The organism is Pandoraea apista (genome assembly GCF_001465595.2).
GTDB lineage: Bacteria > Pseudomonadota > Gammaproteobacteria > Burkholderiales > Burkholderiaceae > Pandoraea > Pandoraea apista.
This window is the reverse complement of record NZ_CP013481.2, coordinates 3,343,572-3,364,521: the sequence shown is the minus strand read 5'-3', so window position 1 is coordinate 3,364,521 and position 20,950 is coordinate 3,343,572. Positions and strand designations below refer to the sequence as shown.

Here is a 20,950-nt window from a genome sequence, read left to right as displayed (position 1 = left end):
CATCGCAGCGAGTTTTCGCACGCGTGCAAAGGACATCGCCCCTATGAAATGGGCCGCGCGGCAGACACCGTGCGGCCTTTTTTGCACGTACCGGGGAAATTCTCTCCACCGGCCAGGGTAACGGCAAGGTAACGGCAATGCCGCGTCTGGCGGGGCTGCCGAGCCCAAACAACATCGCGTAATGAGTAAATAACTACTAAATGGTCGTATATTCCTGCCCCGCTTGATAGCCTGCCGGTCGACTCGCGACTTGCGACCAAAACTAAAAGCACTGAGAGCGTGGAATGAATGCAGGCAACCTGATTTCGGCAAACCGGCTACACGACGGCTTGGTCGTGTGGCTGGACAAGCAACACAACTGGGTGGACGATCTTGCGCAGGCGCATGTGTTCGACGCGCAGGATCTCGACCAGGCGCAAGCGGCAGCGCAGGCGGCCCAGGCAGCCAATCTGATCGTCGACCCGGTGCCGCGCCCTGCGCAAGTGGGCGAAGCCGGCCCCGTTCCGGTGGATTTTCGTGAACAACTGCGCTCGCGCGGTCCGTCGGTTCGTGAAGACCTCGGCAAGCAGGCCGCTGAAGCCACGGTGCAGGCGGCGCTGGCGCATGCACCTGCGTTGACCGTGGCGCCGGAGCATGCCGGTATCTACTGCTATGACCCGTCCGAGCGCGAGTTCCTCAAGGACCGTGCGAAGGAGTTCGGCCAGCAGGTCGCCCGTCGGCTCAGTGGCGAACTCAGCGAAGACGCGTTCAAGGTCTATCGCCTGATGAACGGTCTGTACCTGCAATTGCACGGCTATATGCTGCGCGTTGCCATTCCGTACGGCACGCTGAGCGCGATCCAGTTGCGTCAGCTTGCCTATGTGGCGAACCGTTTCGACAAGGGTTACGGTCACTTCACCACGCGTCAGAATCTTCAGTTCAATTGGCCGACGCTCACGGACTCACCTGAGATCCTGTCGAAGCTTGCCGATGTCGATCTGCATGCAATTCAGACGAGCGGCAATTGCATTCGCAACGTGACGACCGATCAATTCGCCGGCGCGGCGAAGGACGAAGTGGTCGATCCGCGCGTGTACGCCGAGATTTTGCGTCAATGGTCGACAGACCATCCCGAATTCACCTATTTGCCGCGCAAGTTCAAGATCGCGATCACCGGCGGTCAGACCGATCGGGCTGCTGTGCGCTTTCACGACATCGGCATTCTCGCGCGGACGAACGAGCGCGGCGAGGTCGGTTTTCAGATATACGCGGGCGGTGGGCTGGGACGCACGCCCATCGTGGGTACGCTCGTGCGCGAGTGGCTGCCCGAGGCCGATCTGTTGCGCTTCGTCGAAGCCATTTTGCGCGTGTACAACGCGCTGGGGCGTCGCGACAACATCTACAAGGCGCGCATCAAGATCCTCATCAAGGAAATGCAGCCTGCGAAGTTCATCGAGATGATCGAGGAAGAATTCGCACGCATTGCCCTTTCGCATCGTCCGCTGGGAGAAGACGTCATCGCGGCGATTCGCGATCGTTTCGTCGTGCCCGAGTTCGAAACGTTGCCGGATACGTCGAGCGCGTTTGCGCAAGCCTACGAGAGCGACATCGAATTCCGCCGCTGGGTCGACACCTGCACGCACGAGCACAAGGTGCCCGGCTACATCAGTGCGGTCGTTTCGCTCAAGCCGGCGAGCGGTATTCCGGGCGACGCCAGTTCGACAGAAATGCTGCTGCTGGCGGATCTCGCAGAGCGCTACTCGTTCAACGAGTTGCGAGTGACTCACGAACAGAATCTGGTGCTGCCGCATGTCAAGCGCGACGAACTGCATGCCTTGTGGACGCGCCTGAAGGAGGGCGGTCTGGCCACGCCCAACATTGGCCTGATCTCAGACGCCATTGCCTGCCCGGGGCTGGATTATTGCGCGCTGGCCAATGCGCGCTCGGTGCCGGTGGCGCAACGCATTGCGCTGCGCTTCACGGAGGAGCAGCAACGCGATATCGGGCCGGTAACGCTTAACGTGTCCGGTTGCATTAACGCTTGCGCGCATCACCACGTTGCCCATATCGGCATTCTCGGTGTCGACAAGGCGGGTAAGGAGAACTATCAGATCACGCTGGGCGGTTCGGCCGACGAGAACGCTGCCGTCGGCAAGATTCTTGGCCCGGGCGTCACTTACGAAGCCGTGCCGCAGGTGATCGAGAACATTCTCAATCGTTATCGCGCGTTGCGTCACGAGGGAGAGCGCTTTATCGATACGCTCGGACGTGTCGGGGCAGAGGAATTCAAGGGAGCTTTGCATGTTGATTGATCGAAACGGGCTGCCTGCCGCAGACGTCTGGACTTATCGGGGTACGCACGAACCGGGGACGACGAGCACGGGCAGCAAGGATGTGCTGCCGCTCGACGCGTGGCTGGCTGCGAACGGGCAGGGCGTTGCACCCGCCGGTATTCGCGTTCAGGGGCATGACGATCCGGAGCGCATTGCGGCGCTTCTGCCGCAACTCGAACTCGTCGTGATCGAGTTTCCGAAGTCGCGCGATGGCCGGGGTTTTACGCTGGCGAAATTTCTGCGCGAGAAGTGGCATTTCGAAGGCGGGATTCGTGCGGCGGGGCCGTTGCTGCCGGATCAACTGGCGATGCTGTGGGCCTGCGGGTTCGACAGCTTGCTCTCGCCCCCGGACGTGCCCACGGCACGCTGGCACGAGGCAGCGCTGGCCGCGCAAGCGCGCGCTACGCGACCCCGCACGTTGCTTGAACGTCTGACGGCCTGAATTCTCCCTTCTCACTGCCTGCCCCGTTCTGTCTGACGGTTTCGCGACCGGATTCCTCCGGTCGCATCCCCCGCCGCACTCTCGCTTCACTATTTCCTGACTTCCTCTCCTGGCGCTCGCCAATCGTCCGCTATTCCGCTACGAACACCGTGCCACGAGGTTACGCGTAAACCACCCCACCGTTTGGGCCAACCTTCAGTGCGCCCGCCCAGGCCGAGGCGAAATCCGAGTAGCGAGCAATGCGAATTTGTCGCTTTGGATTACCAAACATCAATTTGCCCTTTGGGCTATCCGATGGGTTGATGACATAGGCGCCTTTCGCGCATTGCCACACGGCAAATCCAGTAAATGCCGCCTGGCCCGGAGGACGTATCACGCTGCGCATTTCGCCTGCGTCTCCCTCCTTGCTACTCGATTTCGAGAGTTTAGTCAGGTGTCGCTTGCACTTCACCGGGGTGGGGGCGGTCGTTCGCCACGGAATGAACTGCGTCGGATTCCTCCGGATTGATGTCGGACCGAAGCGCGTGATCCCTGCAGGCGTGACCTCGCCATCGGGCGCATCCGGGTGGCAAATTGCCTTTCTTTGTATTACATTCGGTCTCCGATGCGCCAGGAGAATAGGTCGCATCTTCCCGGCGCTCAATATATTCAAGAACGGCATCTCGGAGCGCTGGTGTTCGAGAACTGCCGTACTGCGGGGGAAAGGCCGAATCTTCTCGGTCGCCGGTCGCCATGCACGGCCCAATACCAGAGGATATCCGTGGTCCCATGCAAACTCAGGCGCGCAACCCGCCGTGCCCAACAAAATCAGTCCACATTGCCCATATCGCTGGCAACGCCCGGTGTTCGCGGACCGCTTCCGTTGTTGGCTAGATGTCAGTTCGGTATGCGAATCGTTCGAACTGCTGGCAGTACGGCAGTCGCATTGGCGCTCGCGGGGACCGCGCCCGCGCTATGGGCTGCCGGGACATGCGGCACGGGTGACATAAGCGGCTGCGGCGCGCCGGGAGGCGATGGTGCCTCGGGGCGAGGCGGCGCAGGCGGCGTCGGCAACGGGCAGGGCGGCGGTTCGAGCACGGTGGATACAAACAGTGTGACGGTGCCGGTTCCCGGAGCCTGGGGAACCCAGGGGACAGGTGGCACTGGCGCGTCCGGCGATGGTGTTCCGGCGTCGAGCGGGCCGTCGGCGGACGTCGTCGTCTCCGACGGCATAACGATCAATTTACCGATGAACGGCCTCGACGGCAGCGTCGGCACCAATGGCACCAACTTTGCCACCGGTGGCAACGGCGGAAACACCGGGATCTATTATTCTGGCCTCGACATCTACGTGGCGGCGGCGATCATCGGCGGTGCAGGTGGCCAGGGCGGCAGCGCCCTCGGTGGTGTGGGCAACGGCGGCGGTGGAGGTGGCGGCGGGGCCGGAATGATGTCTGTCGCGGGAATGGCGTCGATCGTCAATTCGGGGACGATTACGGGAGGGGCTGGCGGCGTCGGCGGTTCAGGGCCCTTCGGCGGTGGCGGGGGTGGGGGCGGCGACGGGTTGCTCGCGCTCGGCGGGCACGCCACCATTACCAATATCGGCGCGATTACCGGCGGTGTCGGTGGGGCTGCCGGCGCCGCGACCATCGCCGGCGGCACGGGGGGCGGAGGCGGTATTGGCGTTAATCTCGCGGGAACGACCAACTCGCTTGCCAACATTGGAACTATCTCGGGCGGCGCCGGTTTGACCGGTGGTGTCGGCGTACGTACGCGCGGGAATGACTCGATCACCAATGCCGGCCTCATCATGGGCGGGATGAACAATGGTGGCATGACGCGGGCCGCGGCCGTCGAGTTCGGGGGGCTGGACAACGCATTGAATCTGCTGTCCGGCTCGGTGATTCTCGGCGATCTGCTATTCGACGCCGGTGCAAGTGCCACCATCGCCGCCCTCAATTCCGGGCTGACGCTGAACAATGCCGTAGTTCTGAGCGACGCCGCCTCGAACGTGATTTTCTCGACCGCGAGATCAGGCTTGACGATGTCGGGCGCGGTGTCGGGCGCTGGCACACTGACGCTCGGCGGCATCGACTCGAATGTCCTGACGATGACGTCGGCCAATACATACACCGGGGCTACAACGATCGGCAGCGGCACGCTGGCGCTATCCGGCAACGGAAGCATAGCAGCGTCATCCGGGGTGACGGTAGCCGGCGTGTTCGATATTTCGGGCGTGACGGCCGGCACATCGATCAAAGCGCTTTCCGGCGGCGGCGCTGTGCGGCTCGGCGGCCAGACGCTGTCGCTCACCAACGCGGCCGGGACATTCGATGGCGTCATCGACGGCACCGGTGGTGTACATCTGGTCGGCGGCACGCAGACGCTGACCGGCGTGAATACCTATTCCGGCGCGACGACCGTCGATAACGGCGCCGTGCTGGCCCTGGCTGGCACCGGAAGTGTTGCGTTGTCGAGCGGTGTGACGAATAACGGCACGCTCGATATTTCCGCGACAACGAATGGCGCCTCGCTGACGGGCCTGACAGGGCTGGGAACGGTCTCGCTCGGGGCGCGCACGCTAACGCTGACGCAGGCAGCAGGCGTCTTCTCAGGCACGATCGCCGGCACAGGTGGCCTGACGTTGAACGGCGGCACGCAGACGCTCGCGGGCGCGAATACCTATACCGGGGCAACCACAATCAATGCGGGCACGCTCGCGCTTGTCGCAGGCGGGCAGTTGTCATCGGCGACGACAGTGACGCTGGCCGGCAGCGGCGCTACGTTTGATGTCTCCGCCGCGGGCGCGCTAACCCTCTCCGGTCTGTCCGGTGCGGCGGGGACACGCTTCGCCATTGGCGCGAGCACGCTGACGGTCGATGCTGCGACCGACGCCACCTATGCCGGTGACCTCGCCGGCAGCGGGGTTTTCGTCAAACAGGGTACGGGCATGCTGGTGCTCAATGGGACAAGCTCCGCTTTCACCGGTACGACCAACGTCGGGGCAGGCACGCTTGAGATCGGCGACGCCGCGCACGAGAGCGCAGTGCAGGGCGGCAACGTCGCGGTCGGTTCGCAGGGCACATTGCGCGGGCACGGCACGATTCTCGGCAACGTGACCAATGGCGGCATCGTGGCGCCGGGCGGGTCCATCGGTACGTTGAGCGTCGCCGGAAATTACACACAAGCGTCGAACGCAGCGCTGGCGATCGAGGTAAGTCCGACGACGGCGTCGCTGCTCAAGGTGTCGGGCAGCGCGACATTGAACGGCGTGCTCGCGATTACTTACGACCCGGGCACGTATCGGGCGACGCGATATACCCTGTTGAGCGCGGCGAACGGTGTGATCGGGAGATTTTCCTCGGTGACCGAGGCGGTGTCGGCCGGTGCCGATCTTGGCAATCTGCGCTCCGCGCTGAGCTACGGCGCAAACGACGTGACGCTCGCGCTCAACGATCCGGCATCCGGCGGCCCGGGCGCTTCCGATCCGTTGGGGGGCGTGGTCATTGCGCCGAAGAACACGAGCGTTTTCACCGCCCTGGGGACGGCGGCGCTGATGAACGCCCAGTCGGCGACGTCAGCGCTGCTCGACCAGGCCACGAGGCGATCCGTCGGGACGGGGCTGGCGACCGGCGATGCGACCTCTGACGGCCCCACGGTCTGGGCGAACGCGACGGGGCTTCACGGGCGTTTGTCCGGCGCCGACGGCCAGCCGGGGTTTCAGGAAAACCGCTACGGCTTCCTCGCAGGCGCGCACAAGCGCATGGCGGGCAACACCTTCGGGTTGGCAGGCGGCTATTCCCATGCCGATCTCTCGGAGATGGGCACGGCGAACTCGGGCATGATCGATACTCTGCGGCTGGCCGCCTACGCGAGCCGCGAGATCGGTCCGGTCGACGTTGCGGCATCTGTAGGTTACGGCCTTGATTTCATGTCGCAGAAGCGCCCGTTCGCTGGCATTGGGACGGCGCAAGGTGATCATATAGGGCAGGAGTTCACGGCAGCGGCACAGGCGAGCGCGCCGTTGTCGATCGCCGGGGTGGTGGTCACGCCGCGTGTCGGCTTGCGCTACGCCTACTTCCATGCCAACGGTTTCGACGAAAGCGGGGCGGGCGGACAGAATCTGCGCGTTGGGGCGGACAATACGCGCAGCCTTCAGCCGTTCGTGGGCGTAACGTTCGACAGGGCGTTCGGAGATGCGTGGCGTCCGATGCATGCGCAATTTCGCGCAGCCTATGCCCACGAATTGCTCGATACCGGCCGGGCAATCACCGTGGCCTCGCAGGACGGCACGATTTTCGTGGCGCCGGGCACGCGCTTGGCGCGCGGCTATCTGACGCTTGGCGCGAGCTTCGGCGTCACGCTCGCTAAGCATCTGGACGTCTCCCTCGCCTACGATGCACTCATCAACACTGCTCGCGCATCCGCGCAGACGGGCAGCCTGAAGGTGAGCTACCGGTTCTGATCGAGATCGGTGTAGTGTCGGCGCGTTGGGGACGGGTCTCGCCAGCACCGAACGCAGGTAGCGATGCTAAGCCCTGGCAGGATGGCGTTTGCGCTAGGGTACTCACAACACAGGGTGCGGGACATTTCGGTCAATGCCGCAGATGATCGCGTCGCCCACGGACACATGTTCGCTCAGATACACGTGTCCCATGGCGCTGTCGAAGTAAAGACTGTCCCCCCGGCGCCAGCCGATCCATGCGCCGGCGGCGGCAAGCAATTTATATCTCCTGAACCAAGGCCCTCTCGCCAAGTCAATCGCCGGTAGGCTACGTGCAGGATCCCTATGGACAGGTAGCCAAGGCAGGTGCCAATCAGTGCGTCCGATATCGTGATGAAGGAGCCCTGCAGGTTTGCGAACGGGCCGAGCCAGAGGATGGCAAGATTCGCAGTCGATTGTGCCCAAAACGATCAGCGTGGACGCAGCGACAATGGATAAGACGCTCGAGATAGACGGCCCATCACTTCCCGACACAGATTTTCTTCGAGCCGGATTACGAGACGGGGAAGGCGGTGCGTTGGGCGATCGGCATGGCATCAGATGAGCCGTTCGCGATTGCCGGTCTATGGCGCGAGTGGGAGGGCGCGGGCGGCCCGCGTTTCTCTTTTACGATGCTCACGCTCAACGCAGATCACCACCCGCTTATGAAGCGCTTCCACAAGCCGGGGAGTGAGAAGAGGTTGGTGGTGATCATCAAGCCTGCCGACTATGACGACTGGCTTGGTGCTCGGTCGATTGACGAGGCGAGGTCGTTCGTGACGCTGCCCGATGCTCAAACAATGGCGGCTGGACCGGCGCCAAAGACGGCAGAGTGAGTGCATGTCCGCGCGAGCGATGTTAGGCAAACGCCTAACATTAAGCTATACGAATCAACAGATTGACGCCAACGAAAAAACCCGCACAGCCAAAGACTGTGCGGGTTTTTCAATTCTGGTCGGGGCGAGAGGATTTGAACCTCCGACCACCTGCACCCCATGCAGGTACGCTACCAGGCTGCGCTACGCCCCGTGAGAAATGCGTCATTTAGATGCATCGCTCGAAAGCAGGCGATTATAGCAGAGCTTCGCGCGAAAAAGGAAGAGGCGGCGCGCGTTGCACGCATATTTTTTTGCATCATGCGCAGACGGTACAGCGCCTGCGGCGCGCGAAACCCCATGATGGTTATTCCTGATGTTGAATTCAAGGGCGCTCACGATAATGGAATTCTGCCTAAATCGGTGCCCGTTGGGGCTCGGAGACAAGCGATGCCGCAAATCCTGGGGTTCGAGGCCGCTCGCGATCTTCTTCTCGCGCAGCGCGCCCATTACGACGTGGCGTATCGTGATTTTCGCTGGCCAGTTCTCTCTCACTTCAACTGGGCGCTGGATTTTTTCGACCCCCAGGCGCAAGGCAACGATCACCCCGCCCTCTGGGTAGTCGAGGAAGACGGGCGCGAGATACGTCTGTCCTTTGCCGACATGTCCGCCCGCTCGAATCGCGTCGCCAATTTCCTGCGCGAACAAGGCGTGTCGCGCGGTGACCGCGTGTTGCTCATGCTGCCCAATCAGGTTGAACTCTGGGATCTCATGCTCGCCTGCATGAAGCTCGGCGCCGTCATGATTCCGGCAACGACCCTGCTCGCTGCAAACGACCTCGTCGACCGGCTCGAACGCGGGCGAGTACGCCATGTGGTTACTACCGCGCGCGATGCTCTCAAGTTCGCCAACCTGGCCGGCGACTACGGCCGCATCGCCGTCGGCGACAACCCGCCCGGCGGCTGGACGTCGCTCGCTTCGGCCTATCGCGCCTCGGATCAATTCACGCCTGACGGCACCACGCTCGCGACCGATCCGCTGCTGCTGTACTTCACCTCCGGCACCACGTCGCGCCCAAAGCTCGTGCTGCACTCACATCAAAGCTATCCCGTCGGCCATCTCGCCACCATGTACTGGCTCGGCCTCCAACCGGGCGACATTCACTGGAACATCAGTTCGCCGGGATGGGCGAAGCACGCCTGGAGCTGCTTCTTCGCGCCGTGGAACGCGGGTGCGACCATCTTCATCTACAACTTTTCGCGCTTCGACGCCCGTGCCGCACTAGAGACGGCTGCGCGCTGCGGTGTCACCACGCTGTGTGCGCCGCCTACCGTCTGGCGCATGATGATTCAGGAAGATCTGGCAAGCCACCCCGTAAAATTCCGTGAACTGATCGGTGCAGGCGAGCCGCTCAACCCGGAAGTGATCGATCAGGTCAAACGCGCCTGGAAGATCACAATCCGCGATGGCTACGGCCAGACCGAAACGTGCTGCCAGATCGGCAACTCCCCGGGACAACCGGTGAAGCCGGGCGCGATGGGGCGTCCCATGCCGGGGTATCGCGTGGTGCTGCTCGATCACAACGGCAATGAAGCAGACGAAGGCGAGATCGCGCTGGTTCTGTCGTCGCGGCCGACCGGTTTGATGCAGGGCTATGAAGACGACCGCGAGAAGACCGCCGAGGCGATGCGCGACGGTTACTACCACACGGGGGACGTCGCCATGCGCGACGAGCGCGGCTACTTCACCTATGTCGGCCGCGCGGACGATGTCTTCAAGGCGTCCGACTATCGCATCAGTCCGTTCGAGCTGGAAAGCGAACTGATCAAACACCCGGCCGTGGCCGAAGCCGGCGTGGTGCCGAGCCCCGATCCGGTGCGGCTCGCCGTGCCGAAGGCATTCATCACCCTGCGCGCAGGCTTCCACGCCGACGCCGCCCTCGCACTCGATATCCTGCGCTTCTGCCGTGATCACCTCGCACCCTACAAACGTATCCGGCGCATCGAATTTTGCGATCTGCCGAAAACGATCTCCGGCAAGATCCGTCGCGTCGAACTACGTCGAACGGAAGAGGGACGTGATCTGCAAGGCCGTCGTGAGATGGAGTTCTGGGACGTCGATTTCGCTGATCTCAAGTGACAGCTATCCGGCGGTGACCCGCGAGAGGCGCGAGAGGCATCCATTGCGCGCCCGCCTCACCGACTCATCGTCTGACCCTCTGGCTGCCCGTCCCGGCATCGTCGCGCGTGCGCATTCACCGCATGTGCTGAATTACCAACTCGGCGCCGAGCATTGCCAGCCCCACAAAGAAGCAGCGACGGAACACCACCGCACTGACACGTCCTCGCACCCACTGCCCGAAGAACATGCCGCCAAGCGCCGGCGCGAGCGCCAGCAGTGACACACCGATCGCATGGCCGTGGAAAATACCGTCGCGCGCCAGACCGGCGGCAAGCGCAATGGTGGAGACGGTGAACGACAGACCGAGCGCTTGCACCAGATCGTCCTTGTCGAGATCGAGCGCTTGCAAAAACGGTACCGCCGGAATGACGAATACACCGGTTGCCGCCGTCACCAGCCCGGTAACGACACCGATGGCACCGCCCAGTGCACTCACCCAGGCACGGGGCCAGCTTTTCGGCACATGCAGGCGCACTGCCGCAAGTCCCAGCGCCGCATAGGCGAGCAGCGCCACACCCAGCGCCATGCCGGCGAAATCGCCACCGTTGGCCAGCCATCCGCCACCCGCCCATGTCCCGATGCCGATACCGATCAGCATCGGCCACAAACGCTTCGCGAGTTCGGCAAAACGCGGGCCCGCCAGGAGCTGCCAGACATTGGTGACGAGCGACGGTACGATAAGCAACGCCGCGGCTTCTGCGGTTGGCATGGCCAGACCCAGCAGTCCCACGGCCACCGTCGGCAGGCCCAGCCCAATCACGCCCTTGACGAATCCGGCGAGCAGGAAGGTCGCGAGCCCCAGCGATAGCAGGGGAATGAGATCGTTCAGGTGTTGAGTATTCATCATGGCGCCAGTATCGACGCGCGATGCCGGGCCGCCAATGCGGCTTTTACGCAGGCGGACTCAGGCAGACGCTGAGGCTGTGCTGGCGGTATGCGGCGACGCGTCCGGTAGCGCCTCGCGCCGGCACCGGTCAGGCGGCGGCGGGGGCTCGATGCGCCGGTGTGTCGATGATCGCCATTCATCGGCCATTCGGGCCCGTTCCTCGCTCAATTGATGACAGTCATCCGCCATATCGGGCGATGCAATGGATTGAAGTGGCGTCCGACGCGCTTTGGCGTTTTCAGTTATGCTCAGGCCAAATTCGCGCCGTGCCGCGCATCGAGCGTGGCCTCCGGAGTTCCGGCTCCGGGGGCATGCCGCTTGCCGTCGGCACTCCGTAGACCCCCGTACGCCGCCGAATCCGCATCGGCCACGACCTTGCGCCGTGGCGGGGATCGGCGACGAAAGCCATGCCATAGCATTGCGCCAGTCCAGAGGGATGGAAGTTGGAAAACCAGAATCGTCAACACGAACACACCGCTCGCACCGGGCAGCACGATGCGCACTCGTTGCTTGACCGGCGTCTGGCACTCATCATGCAGCCGGCACACCGTGCCCTGCTCGGTGAGGGCCTGTCCGGCATTGAACGTGAAACCCTGCGCGTCGAAGACAACGGGGCACTTGCCCTGACACCGCATCCGCGTGCGCTCGGCTCAGCCCTGACCAACGAAGAGATCACGACGGATTACTCCGAAGCGCTGCTCGAGTTCATCACGCCGCCGCAGCGCGACGCCGCCGACGTGATCGCACGGCTGGACGAAATCCATCGGTTCGCCTATCGCAAGCTCGGCACCGAGTTGCTGTGGAGCGACTCGATGCCGCCGGCATTGCCCCCGGAGGAGGTGATTCCGATCGCCGACTACGGCAAGTCGCACATTGGCATGCTCAAGCATGTCTATCGCCGGGGCCTCGCGCTGCGTTACGGCAAGCCAATGCAGTGCATTGCCGGTATTCACTACAACTTCTCGCTGGCCGAGCGGGTGTGGGAACTGTTGCGGGAAAGCGAAGGCGCCAAGGACTCCGCGCGCGACTATCAATCGGCTCGCTACGTTGCGCTCATCCGCAATTTCCGCCGCTATAGCTGGCTGCTGATGTACCTGTTCGGTGCGTCGCCGGTGCTGCACGCCGAGTTCCTGCGCGGCCGCCAGCATGGTCTCGAATCGTTCGACGAAGGCACGCTCGGCCTGCCGTATGCGACCAGCCTGCGCATGAGCGATCTGGGTTATCAGAACAGTGCGCAGTCCGAAGTCTCGCCGTGCTACGACTGCCTGCCCAGCTATATCGATGCACTCACGCAAGCTGTAAGCCAGCCGCATCCTGCTTACGAAGCGCTTGGTACCAAGCGCGACGGCGAGTGGATTCAACTCTCGACCAATCTGCTGCAAATCGAGAACGAGTTCTACGCCACCATTCGTCCCAAGCGCGTGACTTACAGTGGCGAACGCCCGGTACAGGCGCTCGCGCGCCGCGGCGTGCAGTACGTCGAAGTTCGCTGCATCGATATCGACCCGTTTCAGCCGGCGGGTATCGACGTCGATACGGCTCGCTTCATCGACGCCTTTCTGCTGTTCTGCGCGTTCGAAGACAGTCCGTCGTGCTCGAACGCCGAGAACATGGAGAACCGCGACAACTTCGCTCACGTCGTCAAGGAAGGCCGCAAGCCGGGTCTTGTACTGCATCGTGGCGGTGAAGCGATCACGCTGTTCGACTGGGCCGAAGAACTTCTCGATCTCATTGATCGCACGGCCGCCGCGTTCGACGCACAGCGAGGCGGGGCGCACTACGCGCACACGATGTCGCTGCAACGCGCGAAGGTGCAAGACGTGTCGCTCACACCGTCTGCCCGTGTCATGGCCGCGCTTGAGCCGCTGCGCGGCACAAAGGGCGGTGCGTTCCAGGCGTTCGCGCTCGCGCAAAGCAAGCGTCATGCACAGACGCTGCGCGACACACCGCTCGACGCCAGCGTGATCGAGCACTTCGAGACGCTGGCCCGCAAGTCGCTCGAGACGCAGGCTGAACTTGAGCGCACGCAGGTCGGAGACTTCGATGCATTCGTTGCGGCCTACCGTGCAGGCACGCTAGGTACCGTGTCCGTCTGACGCACGGTTTTGCCTCGCCATGAAAAAAGCGCCTCTCGGGGCGCTTTTTTCATGGGGGCGATGCGAGCGAGGCGCACCCCGTGGTGTCATCCCAACACGCCCAACTGCCATGTAAAGAACACAGCGAGCCCCGCGCCAATGGTCAGCAACTGGTGACGCGTCGCCGCACACACCGCAATCGCCACCAGTGCCGCCACGAGTTGCGGGTTGCGCCACGTGAGTTCGAGCCCATTGCCGTGCGGCGCCAGCGTCATCGGCACGATGATCGCCGTGAGCACGGTGACGGGGACGAACGAGAGCGCTTCGCGCAGCCATTCGGGAAAACGCACGCGGTCGCCGAGCACGAAAATGCCCGCTTTGACGGCGAACGTCACCGTCGCCATACCGAGAATCGCCAGCACGTAGTTCATTGTGCACCTCCGGCAGACGTTTCCTGCGAGCGCAGAGCCGTCCGGTCGTCCGGTGTGCTGGCGCCATGGCCGTCGTCGCGCGTGCCGGCGCGCGACGCCTGCCCGCCATTGCGACGCTTCGCGTGCAACGCCAGCATGCCGGCGGCAATGCCGAGCGAGACGGCCACGAGCAAGCCGAGCTTGTACGGCAAGCCCTGACACAGATACGCGCTTGCCCCCGCGACGACCGTTGCAATGGCCCAGGGCATGCGTGCCATCTGCGGCACGATGATCGCGATGAACGTGGCGACCATCGCGAAGTCGAGACCGAGCGTCTGCAAGCGCGGGAAGGCGGCGCCGAATAACAGACCGGCAAGCGTCCACACCTGCCAGTTGAGGTACATCGACAGACCCGAGCCAAGGAAATACCAATGACCCATGGGATCGTTCGGCTGCCGGTGGAAATGGCTGCTGGTTACCGCAAAGGTCTCGTCCGTCAACAGGAACCCCAGCACTGTGCGCCAGCGAAGATTCAGGTGCCGCACGTGAGGCAGAAGGTTCGCGGCATACAACATGTGACGCAGGTTGACGATCAACGTCGTGGCCCACAGTACGATGTAACCCACGCCGGTTGCAAAGAGCCCCGCTGCAATGAACTGACTGGACCCGGCGAAAACCGTGAGCGACATGAGCTGGCCATGCCACGTGGCCAGCGGTGTGGTGGCGACCAGCGCGCCGAAGATCAGGCCGAACGGGGCCGCGCCGACGATCATCGGCAAGGTATCGCGGGCACCTGCGACAAAACTGGTCGCTCGGGACGAAACCGGCATGGTGAAGGTTTTCCTGAGAGTGAGTGGTGGAAGATGATGGCTGGAAGGATAGCGTTTGCACCGGGCCGCGCGCTTGTACATTCTTGCGCTTGCTGGCCCACTCGCCGGCTAACGGATAGGGCGCGCTTGTGAGTGGGCCGATGCAAAAAAACGGCCACCGGTCGGGTGGCCGCGCGTATGAGGCGCCGGGGCGGGGCGATTCGGCGAACGTCTGTCAACTTGCGCTTGCAGACGTCGAACCGGCGCTCAGGGGTGCTTGAACATATCGAGAATGCGTGCTTTCTCGCTGGCGTCGACACCGCCCGGCGACGGGGGCTGACCGGCCGCCGGCGGCGGGGCGGCGGGCGAGGGCGAATTGTTACCTAAGAACGGCAGCGAGAAGCCGCCGCTGTTGTCGTCGATACCAATGCTCGCGACAAACCCGTTGCCCGGCAGCTTGTCGGTCTCGTAAAGCTCGCCGTTCACGACGCTGACGCCCTCAGGCATCGCCATTTGCTGCTGCGGCACGCCATTGAGCGCCACGCCCATGTACTTCGTCCATACCGGCAACGCCAGTTGTGCGCCGAATTCACGGCTGCCCAGCGTCTTCGGCTGGTCAAAGCCGAGCCACGCCACGGCGACCAGCGAGTGCTGGTAACCCGCGAACCAGCCGTCGAGCGCGTCGTTGGTCGTGCCAGTCTTGCCCGCCAGATCGGTGCGCTTGAGTACGTTCGTGCCCGAGCCGGTGCCGCGTTGCGCCACCGTCTGCAACAGGCTGTTCATGATGAACGCGTTCGGCGCAGAGATGGCGCGGGCAGCGTTCACGCCTGCGACCACTGGCGTGGCTTTGTTCAACACATTGCCGCGTGCGTCGCGAATTTCGCTGATCAGATACGGCGCCACGCGATACCCACCGTTGGCGAACACCGCGTAAGCGCCAGCCAGTTGCAGCGGTGTGGTCTGCCCGGCACCCAGCGCCATCGGCAAGTACGGCGGTACTTTGTCGGCATCGAAACCGAAGCGGGTGGCGTAGTCCTGGGTGTACTGTGTGCCCGCAAATTGCAGCAGACGGATTGCCACGAGGTTCTTCGAGCGTTGCAGACCTTCGCGCACGGTCATCGGGCCGCTGAAGGCGTCGTCGTCGTGCGGATCCCACGCTTGTCCGCCGGTCTGGGCGGGCGGCAGATTGAGCGGGCCGTCGAGCACCATTGTCGCGGGGCTCACACCTTTCTCGATCGCGGCCGAGTAGACCACGGGCTTGAAGGTCGAGCCCGGCTGACGCCACGCCTGCGTTGCGCGATTGAACTTGCTCTGGTTGAAGTCGAAGCCCCCGACCAGCGCGCGAATGGCGCCGTCGTCGGGCGACAGCGAGACGAGCGAGCCCTGAACTTCAGGCAACTGAACAATGCGCCACTTGCCGCGCGGGTCCTTCATCACACGAATGATCGAACCCGGACGGATGCGCACCTTTTCGCTGGCCTTCGCCGAGAGCGCCGATGCCGCAAAGCCGATGCCGTCGCCGTTGACGGTCACGGCGTCTCCCGAGAGCGGAATTGCTGTGACCTGCGACGAACTGGCGGCCACCACGACAGCGGCGATGAGGTCGCCATTGTCAGGATGCTCGAGCAGTGTGTCTTCGATCAGTTGCTGACGATCGGGCATTGCGGCGGGCAGATCCACGAAGCCTTCCGGGCCACGGTAAGCATGACGGCGCTCGTAGTCGAGCACGCCCATGCGCACGGCTTCGTACGCGGCTTGCTGCTTCTTCGAGTCGAGCGTCGTGATCACGGTCAGGCCGCGCGTGTAGGTGTCGTCCTTGTATTCGTCATACACGGCCTGACGCACCATTTCTGCGACGTACTCGGCGTGCACGTTGTACTCGTTGCCGGACGTGCGCGTGCGAATCGGCTCGTGGAGGGCGTCTTCATATTGATTGCGCGAGATGTAGCCGAGATCGAGCATGCGCTTGAGGATGTATTCCTGCCGGATCTTCGCGCGTTTCGGATTGACGATCGGGTTGTAGGCCGATGGCGCCTTGGGCAGCCCGGCAAGCATCGCCGCTTCGCCGAGGGTAATGTCCTTCAGGTCTTTGCCGAAGTAAATGCGTGCCGCACTCGCGAAGCCGTACGCACGTTGTCCCAGATAGATCTGGTTCATGTACAGCTCGAGAATCTTGTCCTTGGACAGCGCCGACTCGATCTTGTAGGCGAGCAGCATTTCGTAGATCTTGCGCGTGGCTGTCTTTTCTCGCGAGAGGAAGAAGTTGCGCGCGACCTGCATGGTGATCGTGCTGGCGCCTTGCGCCGCGCCGCCGTGCAGAACGTCGGACACACCCGCGCGCAGAATGCCGATGAAATCGACACCGCCGTGGTCGTAGAAGCGGTAGTCCTCGATCGCGAGCACCGCTTTCTTCATGACATCCGGAATCTGGTCGATGGTGACCAGACTGCGACGCTCTTCGCCGAATTCTCCGATCAGCACGTTATCCGACGTGTAGATGCGCAGCGGCACCTTTGGCCGGTAGTCGGTGATGACGTCCAGCGGCGGCAGATTCGGGCGCATGACGATCAGCGCGTATCCGACGATCAGTGCGCCGACGACGGCCAGACCTGCCAGCGTGACCAGAATGGCGGCGACGGTACCGAAGCCGCGTTGCCGGCCGGGAGCGGATTGCGGGGTACCAAGGGCAGACGGCGCCCGAGGTGTAATGACGGGGGCGGTGCGGTGCACCGGATCAGACGGCGCACGAGGCGGCAAACAATGCTTCAAGGACATACCCAACGAAAATTGCAGGATGGGAACAGGCCAGCCGGCCTAGCGCTGCGTGGATCCCCGCCGCGCGGCGAAATCGGAGCAGTATGCCACGGCCGGCGCACCACCCCCCAAAAAAATGGGGGGTGACGCCTGTATGGCAAACCGCGAGAAGTTGGAGCGCGAGGGCACGGGAACGTTTCCCGTTGGCCCCGGCGTGACGAAGTCAAAAAACGGGACACGCGCCGTCAGTGCCGGACACTGGGCTCAGCGACGCGCTTCGGTGGCCATGCGCACGGCCAGCGCGCCCAGCACGCCACCCATCAGCCAGCGTTGAATGCGCAGCCAGGCCGGGCGTTGTCCAAGAAACCTGGCGATGCTGCCGGCGGATAGCGCCACACAGGCGTTGACGGCCACGCTGGCGACGATTTGCGTGGCGCCCAGCGCCAACGACTGCATCAGCACACTGCCGCGCTCGGGATGCACGAACTGTGGCAGCAGGGCGAGATACAGCATCGCAATCTTCGGATTGAGTACCGATGTGAGCAGGCCCATCAGGAACAGACGACGATTGCCGTCACGCTCGAGCGGGCGCACTTCGAATGGCGACCGGCCGCCCGGTTTGAGCGCCTGCCAGGCGAGCCAGAGCAGATAGATCGCGCCGCCGAAGCGCAACATGTCGTATGCGAACGGCACGGCGAAGAGCAGGGCGGTAATCCCGAACGCCGCGCTTAGCATGTAGAACACGAAGCCCAACGCTACCCCGCCCAGCGAGACCAGACCGGCGGCCGGACCCTGGCACAGCGAGCGCGAGACCAGATACATCATGTTCGGTCCCGGCGTGAGGGCCATGCCGATAGCGACCAGCGCGAAGGCTAGCCAAGTGGAGATTGCGGGCATTTGGATTGTGTCTGAAAAAGGCAAGCTGCACGATACCACGCTCGTGAAGTGCACGCCGGTTCGGTGAAATCGGGTGCCCGTGCGCCGCGAATTCAGCCCAGCCGTTTGAGAAAGACGGTCATCTCCTTCTCGGCCTGCCGGTCGCCGTGGGCCTGTGCCGCGGCAATACCGCGCGCCCAGGCGTCGCGGGCGCCGTCGATGTCGCCGGCGCCCTGCCGCGCCTTGCCCAGCAGCTTCCAGGCCGCGGTGTAGGCGGGATCGAACGCCACGCATTGCGTCAGATGCTGCGCTGCAACCGTGAAGTTCTGGGCGTCCAGATAGGCTTTGCCGAGTCCAAAGCGCAGCAGCGCGTTGTCCTTGCCGGCAGCCAACAGTTTCTCAAGTCCTTCGATCATGTTTCGAATATATCGTATGTATATATAAAAAATGGCATAAGATCAGGCGCGCTTCCCCAGTCGCCTACGGTGTCGATCCATTTTTCGCCGACGTTTGCCGTTTCGGCCCGTGAGACAGGCGGGGTAAGGCATCGCTGTGCGTCGCCCCCTTGATTTGCATCAATCGGACGTTGACCGATGGCTTGGCGCGTGGGCACGTAAACCCGCAGGATGCTCAAGTCTGGGGCGCGAAACGCCGATGTGACAAGTACCACCGGTCCGAAAGAGGCCGGAACGGGGTGAGAAACCCACCATGAACGACGGAGACGACAGCATGTTGCGTAGCTTTTCGATCAAGGCGCGCCTGGGCATCACGATGGCGCTGTTGGCTGCATTATTGATTCTGTTGGGCGCGCTCGGCATTGCCGGTATGACACGCACCGGAGATGCGCTTCGCGAAACGTACGCCAATCACCTTGCCGCCACCGTAGCACTCGGCAAGGACAACGCCACGCTGGCGCGCACGCGCGCCATTCTCGATCGCGTGGTGCTTCATCCCGAATCGCCCGATGCCGACAAGGTCGCCGCGCGTGCGCGCGGCATGATCAAAGATGCGAACGCCGCATGGGCGGCCTATCAGGCGTTGCCACACGGCGCCGAGGAGCAGCGGCTGGCCGACGATGTTGCGACGCGTCGCGCCACGTTCTTTGAAAAGGGAATGGATCCGATGCTCGTGGCCATCGACTCGCGCGATCGCACGGCAATGGACGACCTCACGATGAACGTGTTGCCCAAGTACTACGCCGCACTCACCACAGCCAGCGACGCGTTGGCCGCCTACAAGATGAAGCTCGGGCAGGAGACGTACGAGGCGTCCATGTCGGAACTCGCCGCGTTTCGCTGGTTGAGCATCGGCGCAACGGCGCTCGGTGTGCTCATGGCCATCGCCTGCTACTTCTCGCTGCGCGGCGCGATCATGCGTCCGTTGGCCGAAGCGTTGAATGCGTTCGAGAACATCGCGGCCGGTCAACTCGACAACGTGGTGCAGGTGCGAGGCAAAGACGAAATGTCGATGCTCATGCGCGGACTCGATACGATGCAGTCACGCCTGGCCGGCACCATCCGCGGTGTGCGCCGCAGTTGCGACGCCATGGCGACGGCTACGGCGGAAATTTCGGCGGGCAATACCGATCTGTCGGCACGCACTGAGCAACAGGCGGCGTCGCTGGAGGAAACCGCCTCGTCGATGGAACAATTGACCGCCACCGTGAAACAGAACGCCGACAACGCACGTCAGGCAAGCCAGCTGGCCGTCAATGCGTCGGATATCGCAGCGCGCGGCGGTCAGGTGGTTGCGCGGGTCGTCGACACCATGCAGGGCATCTCAACGAGTTCGTCGCAAGTGGTGGACATCATCAGCGTGATCGACGGTATTGCGTTTCAGACCAATATTCTCGCGCTCAACGCTGCGGTGGAGGCCGCTCGCGCAGGCGAGCAGGGACGTGGTTTCGCCGTGGTGGCGGGCGAGGTCCGCACGCTCGCGCAGCGCAGTGCCACGGCCGCGCGCGAGATCAAGGCGCTCATCGAGGCGTCGGCGCAGAAGGTGGCCGACGGCTCGACATTGGTGGCCGAAGCCGGCCGTACGATGGACGACATTGTCCGGGCGGTCCATCGCGTGACCGACATCATGGGCGAAATTTCGGCGGCGTCGGACGAGCAGAGCGGCGGCATCGAGCAGGTGAATCAGGCCGTCACGCAAATGGATACCGTGACGCAACAGAACGCCGCGCTCGTGGAGCAAGCCGCTGCGGCGGCAGCATCGCTGGAGGATCAGACGAACGCGTTGCGCGAGGAAATGGCGCGATTCCGCTTGGGTGACGAAGCGTTGACGGCTGGCGGGGCGCGACGTCAGGCCTTGCACGCCGTAGGCGCCACGCCGCTTTCGCTGGCGGCGTGACGTACGAGAGGCGAGCATGGCAAAGACACCGTGAAAGGGCGCGGCAGGGGGCTCGGCGGGGCGGGTTCATGGCGGCGGCGGGCCGAACCGGGTACCATTGCCCATCTTTTGCTCAGTTGAGGGTGTCGAAGTATGAAGCGAGTGGCGCAGATGGCGGCGGTGACGATTCTGGTCGGCGTGGTGGCTGGCATGGCTGGATGTGGCCCGATCAACCAGATGAGCCGGCCCGATCCGGCGACGGGGCGACTGCTCGATCAGGGCACCGAGGCCGACCGCTTCATGGTGCTCAACTGCATCTATCACGGCTGGAGCGAGTTGTCGCAGAATGTCGACTCGACGTCGTATGCCCGCAAGGGGGCCGATCGCGTGCGTGTCTATCGCGGTCAGGACGCCGAGGGCAAGGCGATTTACAACCCGTATGTCGACATCATGCAAGGCGGCTTCGGCTCGCGTTTGCAGTACTTCGAATTGCCGGGCAGCAACCTGCCCCGCGATTATGAGAAGACGGTCAGGCGCTGTATGGTGCCGTACTCGGGCAGCAACGACTGACGTTTGACGCCTGCCGACGCCACGGTG

Annotated in this window: 15 protein-coding genes and 1 tRNA gene; 8 read left to right on the top strand and 8 right to left on the bottom strand. The window is 63.4% G+C overall.

Annotated features, from left to right (window positions below):
* Positions 1-284 precede the first annotated feature (284 nt).
* From AT395_RS15305 to AT395_RS15295, 3 genes are all read left to right on the top strand, one after another.
* Positions 285-2,291, top strand: a complete 2,007-nt coding sequence (locus AT395_RS15305) for a DUF2849 domain-containing protein (protein WP_048629690.1) — start codon at positions 285-287, stop codon at positions 2,289-2,291.
* On the top strand, positions 2,281-2,754 hold the full coding sequence (locus tag AT395_RS15300) for a DUF934 domain-containing protein (RefSeq protein ID WP_042116430.1): 474 nt from the start codon (positions 2,281-2,283) through the stop codon (positions 2,752-2,754). The genes AT395_RS15305 and AT395_RS15300 overlap by 11 nt, the downstream gene beginning before the upstream one ends.
* Before the next feature lie 886 nt (positions 2,755-3,640).
* The gene (locus AT395_RS15295; protein WP_083577661.1) at positions 3,641-7,198 is read left to right on the top strand and encodes an autotransporter outer membrane beta-barrel domain-containing protein; all 3,558 of its coding nucleotides are present in this window, start codon (positions 3,641-3,643) and stop codon (positions 7,196-7,198) included.
* A gap of 102 nt (positions 7,199-7,300) precedes the next feature.
* Here AT395_RS15295 and AT395_RS25615 read toward each other — a convergent pair whose 3' ends face one another.
* The gene (locus AT395_RS25615; RefSeq protein WP_156219772.1) at positions 7,301-7,456 is read right to left on the bottom strand and encodes a hypothetical protein; all 156 of its coding nucleotides are present in this window, start codon (positions 7,454-7,456) and stop codon (positions 7,301-7,303) included.
* Positions 7,457-7,749: 293 nt separating this feature from the next.
* Here AT395_RS25615 and AT395_RS15290 point away from each other — a divergent pair, with 293 nt between their 5' ends.
* Positions 7,750-8,052 carry an SOS response-associated peptidase family protein gene (locus AT395_RS15290; protein ID WP_072632846.1) on the top strand — a complete coding sequence of 101 codons (303 nt, stop codon included), beginning with the start codon at positions 7,750-7,752 and terminating at the stop codon, positions 8,050-8,052.
* A gap of 116 nt (positions 8,053-8,168) precedes the next feature.
* On the opposite strand, the gene AT395_RS15285 is transcribed toward AT395_RS15290, so the two are convergent.
* Positions 8,169-8,245, bottom strand: a tRNA-Pro gene (locus AT395_RS15285).
* A 236-nt stretch (positions 8,246-8,481) separates the two neighbouring features.
* On the opposite strand from AT395_RS15285, the gene AT395_RS15280 reads away from it, so the two are divergent.
* A complete protein-coding gene (locus AT395_RS15280; protein ID WP_048629677.1) occupies positions 8,482-10,170 on the top strand; it encodes an AMP-binding protein in 1,689 nt (562 codons plus the stop codon).
* A 115-nt stretch (positions 10,171-10,285) separates the two neighbouring features.
* Here AT395_RS15280 and AT395_RS15275 read toward each other — a convergent pair whose 3' ends face one another.
* A complete protein-coding gene (locus AT395_RS15275; RefSeq protein WP_082117938.1) occupies positions 10,286-11,059 on the bottom strand; it encodes a sulfite exporter TauE/SafE family protein in 774 nt (257 codons plus the stop codon).
* 572 nt (positions 11,060-11,631) lie between these two features.
* Between AT395_RS15275 and gshA the strand changes: the two genes are divergently transcribed.
* On the top strand, positions 11,632-13,194 hold the full coding sequence (gene gshA / locus AT395_RS15270) for a glutamate--cysteine ligase (RefSeq protein ID WP_048629686.1): 1,563 nt from the start codon (positions 11,632-11,634) through the stop codon (positions 13,192-13,194).
* Between the two features lie 86 nt (positions 13,195-13,280).
* Here gshA and AT395_RS15265 read toward each other — a convergent pair whose 3' ends face one another.
* From AT395_RS15265 to AT395_RS15245, 5 genes are all read right to left on the bottom strand, one after another.
* Positions 13,281-13,604 carry an AzlD domain-containing protein gene (locus AT395_RS15265; protein WP_042116427.1) on the bottom strand — a complete coding sequence of 108 codons (324 nt, stop codon included), beginning with the start codon at positions 13,602-13,604 and terminating at the stop codon, positions 13,281-13,283.
* The gene (locus AT395_RS15260; protein WP_231606162.1) at positions 13,601-14,413 is read right to left on the bottom strand and encodes an AzlC family ABC transporter permease; all 813 of its coding nucleotides are present in this window, start codon (positions 14,411-14,413) and stop codon (positions 13,601-13,603) included. The genes AT395_RS15265 and AT395_RS15260 overlap by 4 nt, the downstream gene beginning before the upstream one ends.
* A gap of 246 nt (positions 14,414-14,659) precedes the next feature.
* Positions 14,660-17,167, bottom strand: a complete 2,508-nt coding sequence (locus AT395_RS15255; RefSeq protein ID WP_376738429.1) for a penicillin-binding protein 1A — start codon at positions 17,165-17,167, stop codon at positions 14,660-14,662.
* A 243-nt stretch (positions 17,168-17,410) separates the two neighbouring features.
* Entirely contained in the window at positions 17,411-18,043 is a 633-nt protein-coding gene (locus AT395_RS15250; protein WP_042116426.1) for a LysE family translocator, read from the bottom strand.
* A 92-nt stretch (positions 18,044-18,135) separates the two neighbouring features.
* Positions 18,136-18,438, bottom strand: a complete 303-nt coding sequence (locus tag AT395_RS15245) for a tetratricopeptide repeat protein (RefSeq protein WP_048629676.1) — start codon at positions 18,436-18,438, stop codon at positions 18,136-18,138.
* Between the two features lie 292 nt (positions 18,439-18,730).
* Between AT395_RS15245 and AT395_RS26270 the strand changes: the two genes are divergently transcribed.
* On the top strand, positions 18,731-20,374 hold the full coding sequence (locus tag AT395_RS26270) for a methyl-accepting chemotaxis protein (protein WP_269432154.1): 1,644 nt from the start codon (positions 18,731-18,733) through the stop codon (positions 20,372-20,374).
* A gap of 132 nt (positions 20,375-20,506) precedes the next feature.
* Entirely contained in the window at positions 20,507-20,923 is a 417-nt protein-coding gene (locus tag AT395_RS15235) for a hypothetical protein (protein ID WP_042116424.1), read from the top strand.
* Positions 20,924-20,950: the final 27 nt, after the last annotated feature.

Excerpts from the sequence above, each read along its gene's own strand:
- AT395_RS15305 (WP_048629690.1), top strand. The coding sequence starts at position 285 with ATGAATGCAGGCAACCTGATTTCGGCAAACCGGCTACACGACGGCTTG.
- AT395_RS15250 (WP_042116426.1), bottom strand. The coding sequence starts at position 18,043 with ATGCCCGCAATCTCCACTTGGCTAGCCTTCGCGCTGGTCGCTATCGGC.
- AT395_RS15280 (WP_048629677.1), top strand. The coding sequence starts at position 8,482 with ATGCCGCAAATCCTGGGGTTCGAGGCCGCTCGCGATCTTCTTCTCGCG.
- AT395_RS15255 (WP_376738429.1), bottom strand. The coding sequence starts at position 17,167 with ATGTCCTTGAAGCATTGTTTGCCGCCTCGTGCGCCGTCTGATCCGGTG.
- AT395_RS15275 (WP_082117938.1), bottom strand. The coding sequence starts at position 11,059 with ATGATGAATACTCAACACCTGAACGATCTCATTCCCCTGCTATCGCTG.
- AT395_RS15300 (WP_042116430.1), top strand. The coding sequence starts at position 2,281 with ATGTTGATTGATCGAAACGGGCTGCCTGCCGCAGACGTCTGGACTTAT.
- AT395_RS15260 (WP_231606162.1), bottom strand. The coding sequence starts at position 14,413 with ATGCCGGTTTCGTCCCGAGCGACCAGTTTTGTCGCAGGTGCCCGCGAT.
- AT395_RS15265 (WP_042116427.1), bottom strand. The coding sequence starts at position 13,604 with ATGAACTACGTGCTGGCGATTCTCGGTATGGCGACGGTGACGTTCGCC.
- AT395_RS26270 (WP_269432154.1), top strand. The coding sequence starts at position 18,731 with ATGAACGACGGAGACGACAGCATGTTGCGTAGCTTTTCGATCAAGGCG.
- AT395_RS15235 (WP_042116424.1), top strand. The coding sequence starts at position 20,507 with ATGAAGCGAGTGGCGCAGATGGCGGCGGTGACGATTCTGGTCGGCGTG.
- AT395_RS15245 (WP_048629676.1), bottom strand. The coding sequence starts at position 18,438 with ATGATCGAAGGACTTGAGAAACTGTTGGCTGCCGGCAAGGACAACGCG.
- AT395_RS15295 (WP_083577661.1), top strand. The coding sequence starts at position 3,641 with ATGCGAATCGTTCGAACTGCTGGCAGTACGGCAGTCGCATTGGCGCTC.
- gshA (WP_048629686.1), top strand. The coding sequence starts at position 11,632 with ATGCAGCCGGCACACCGTGCCCTGCTCGGTGAGGGCCTGTCCGGCATT.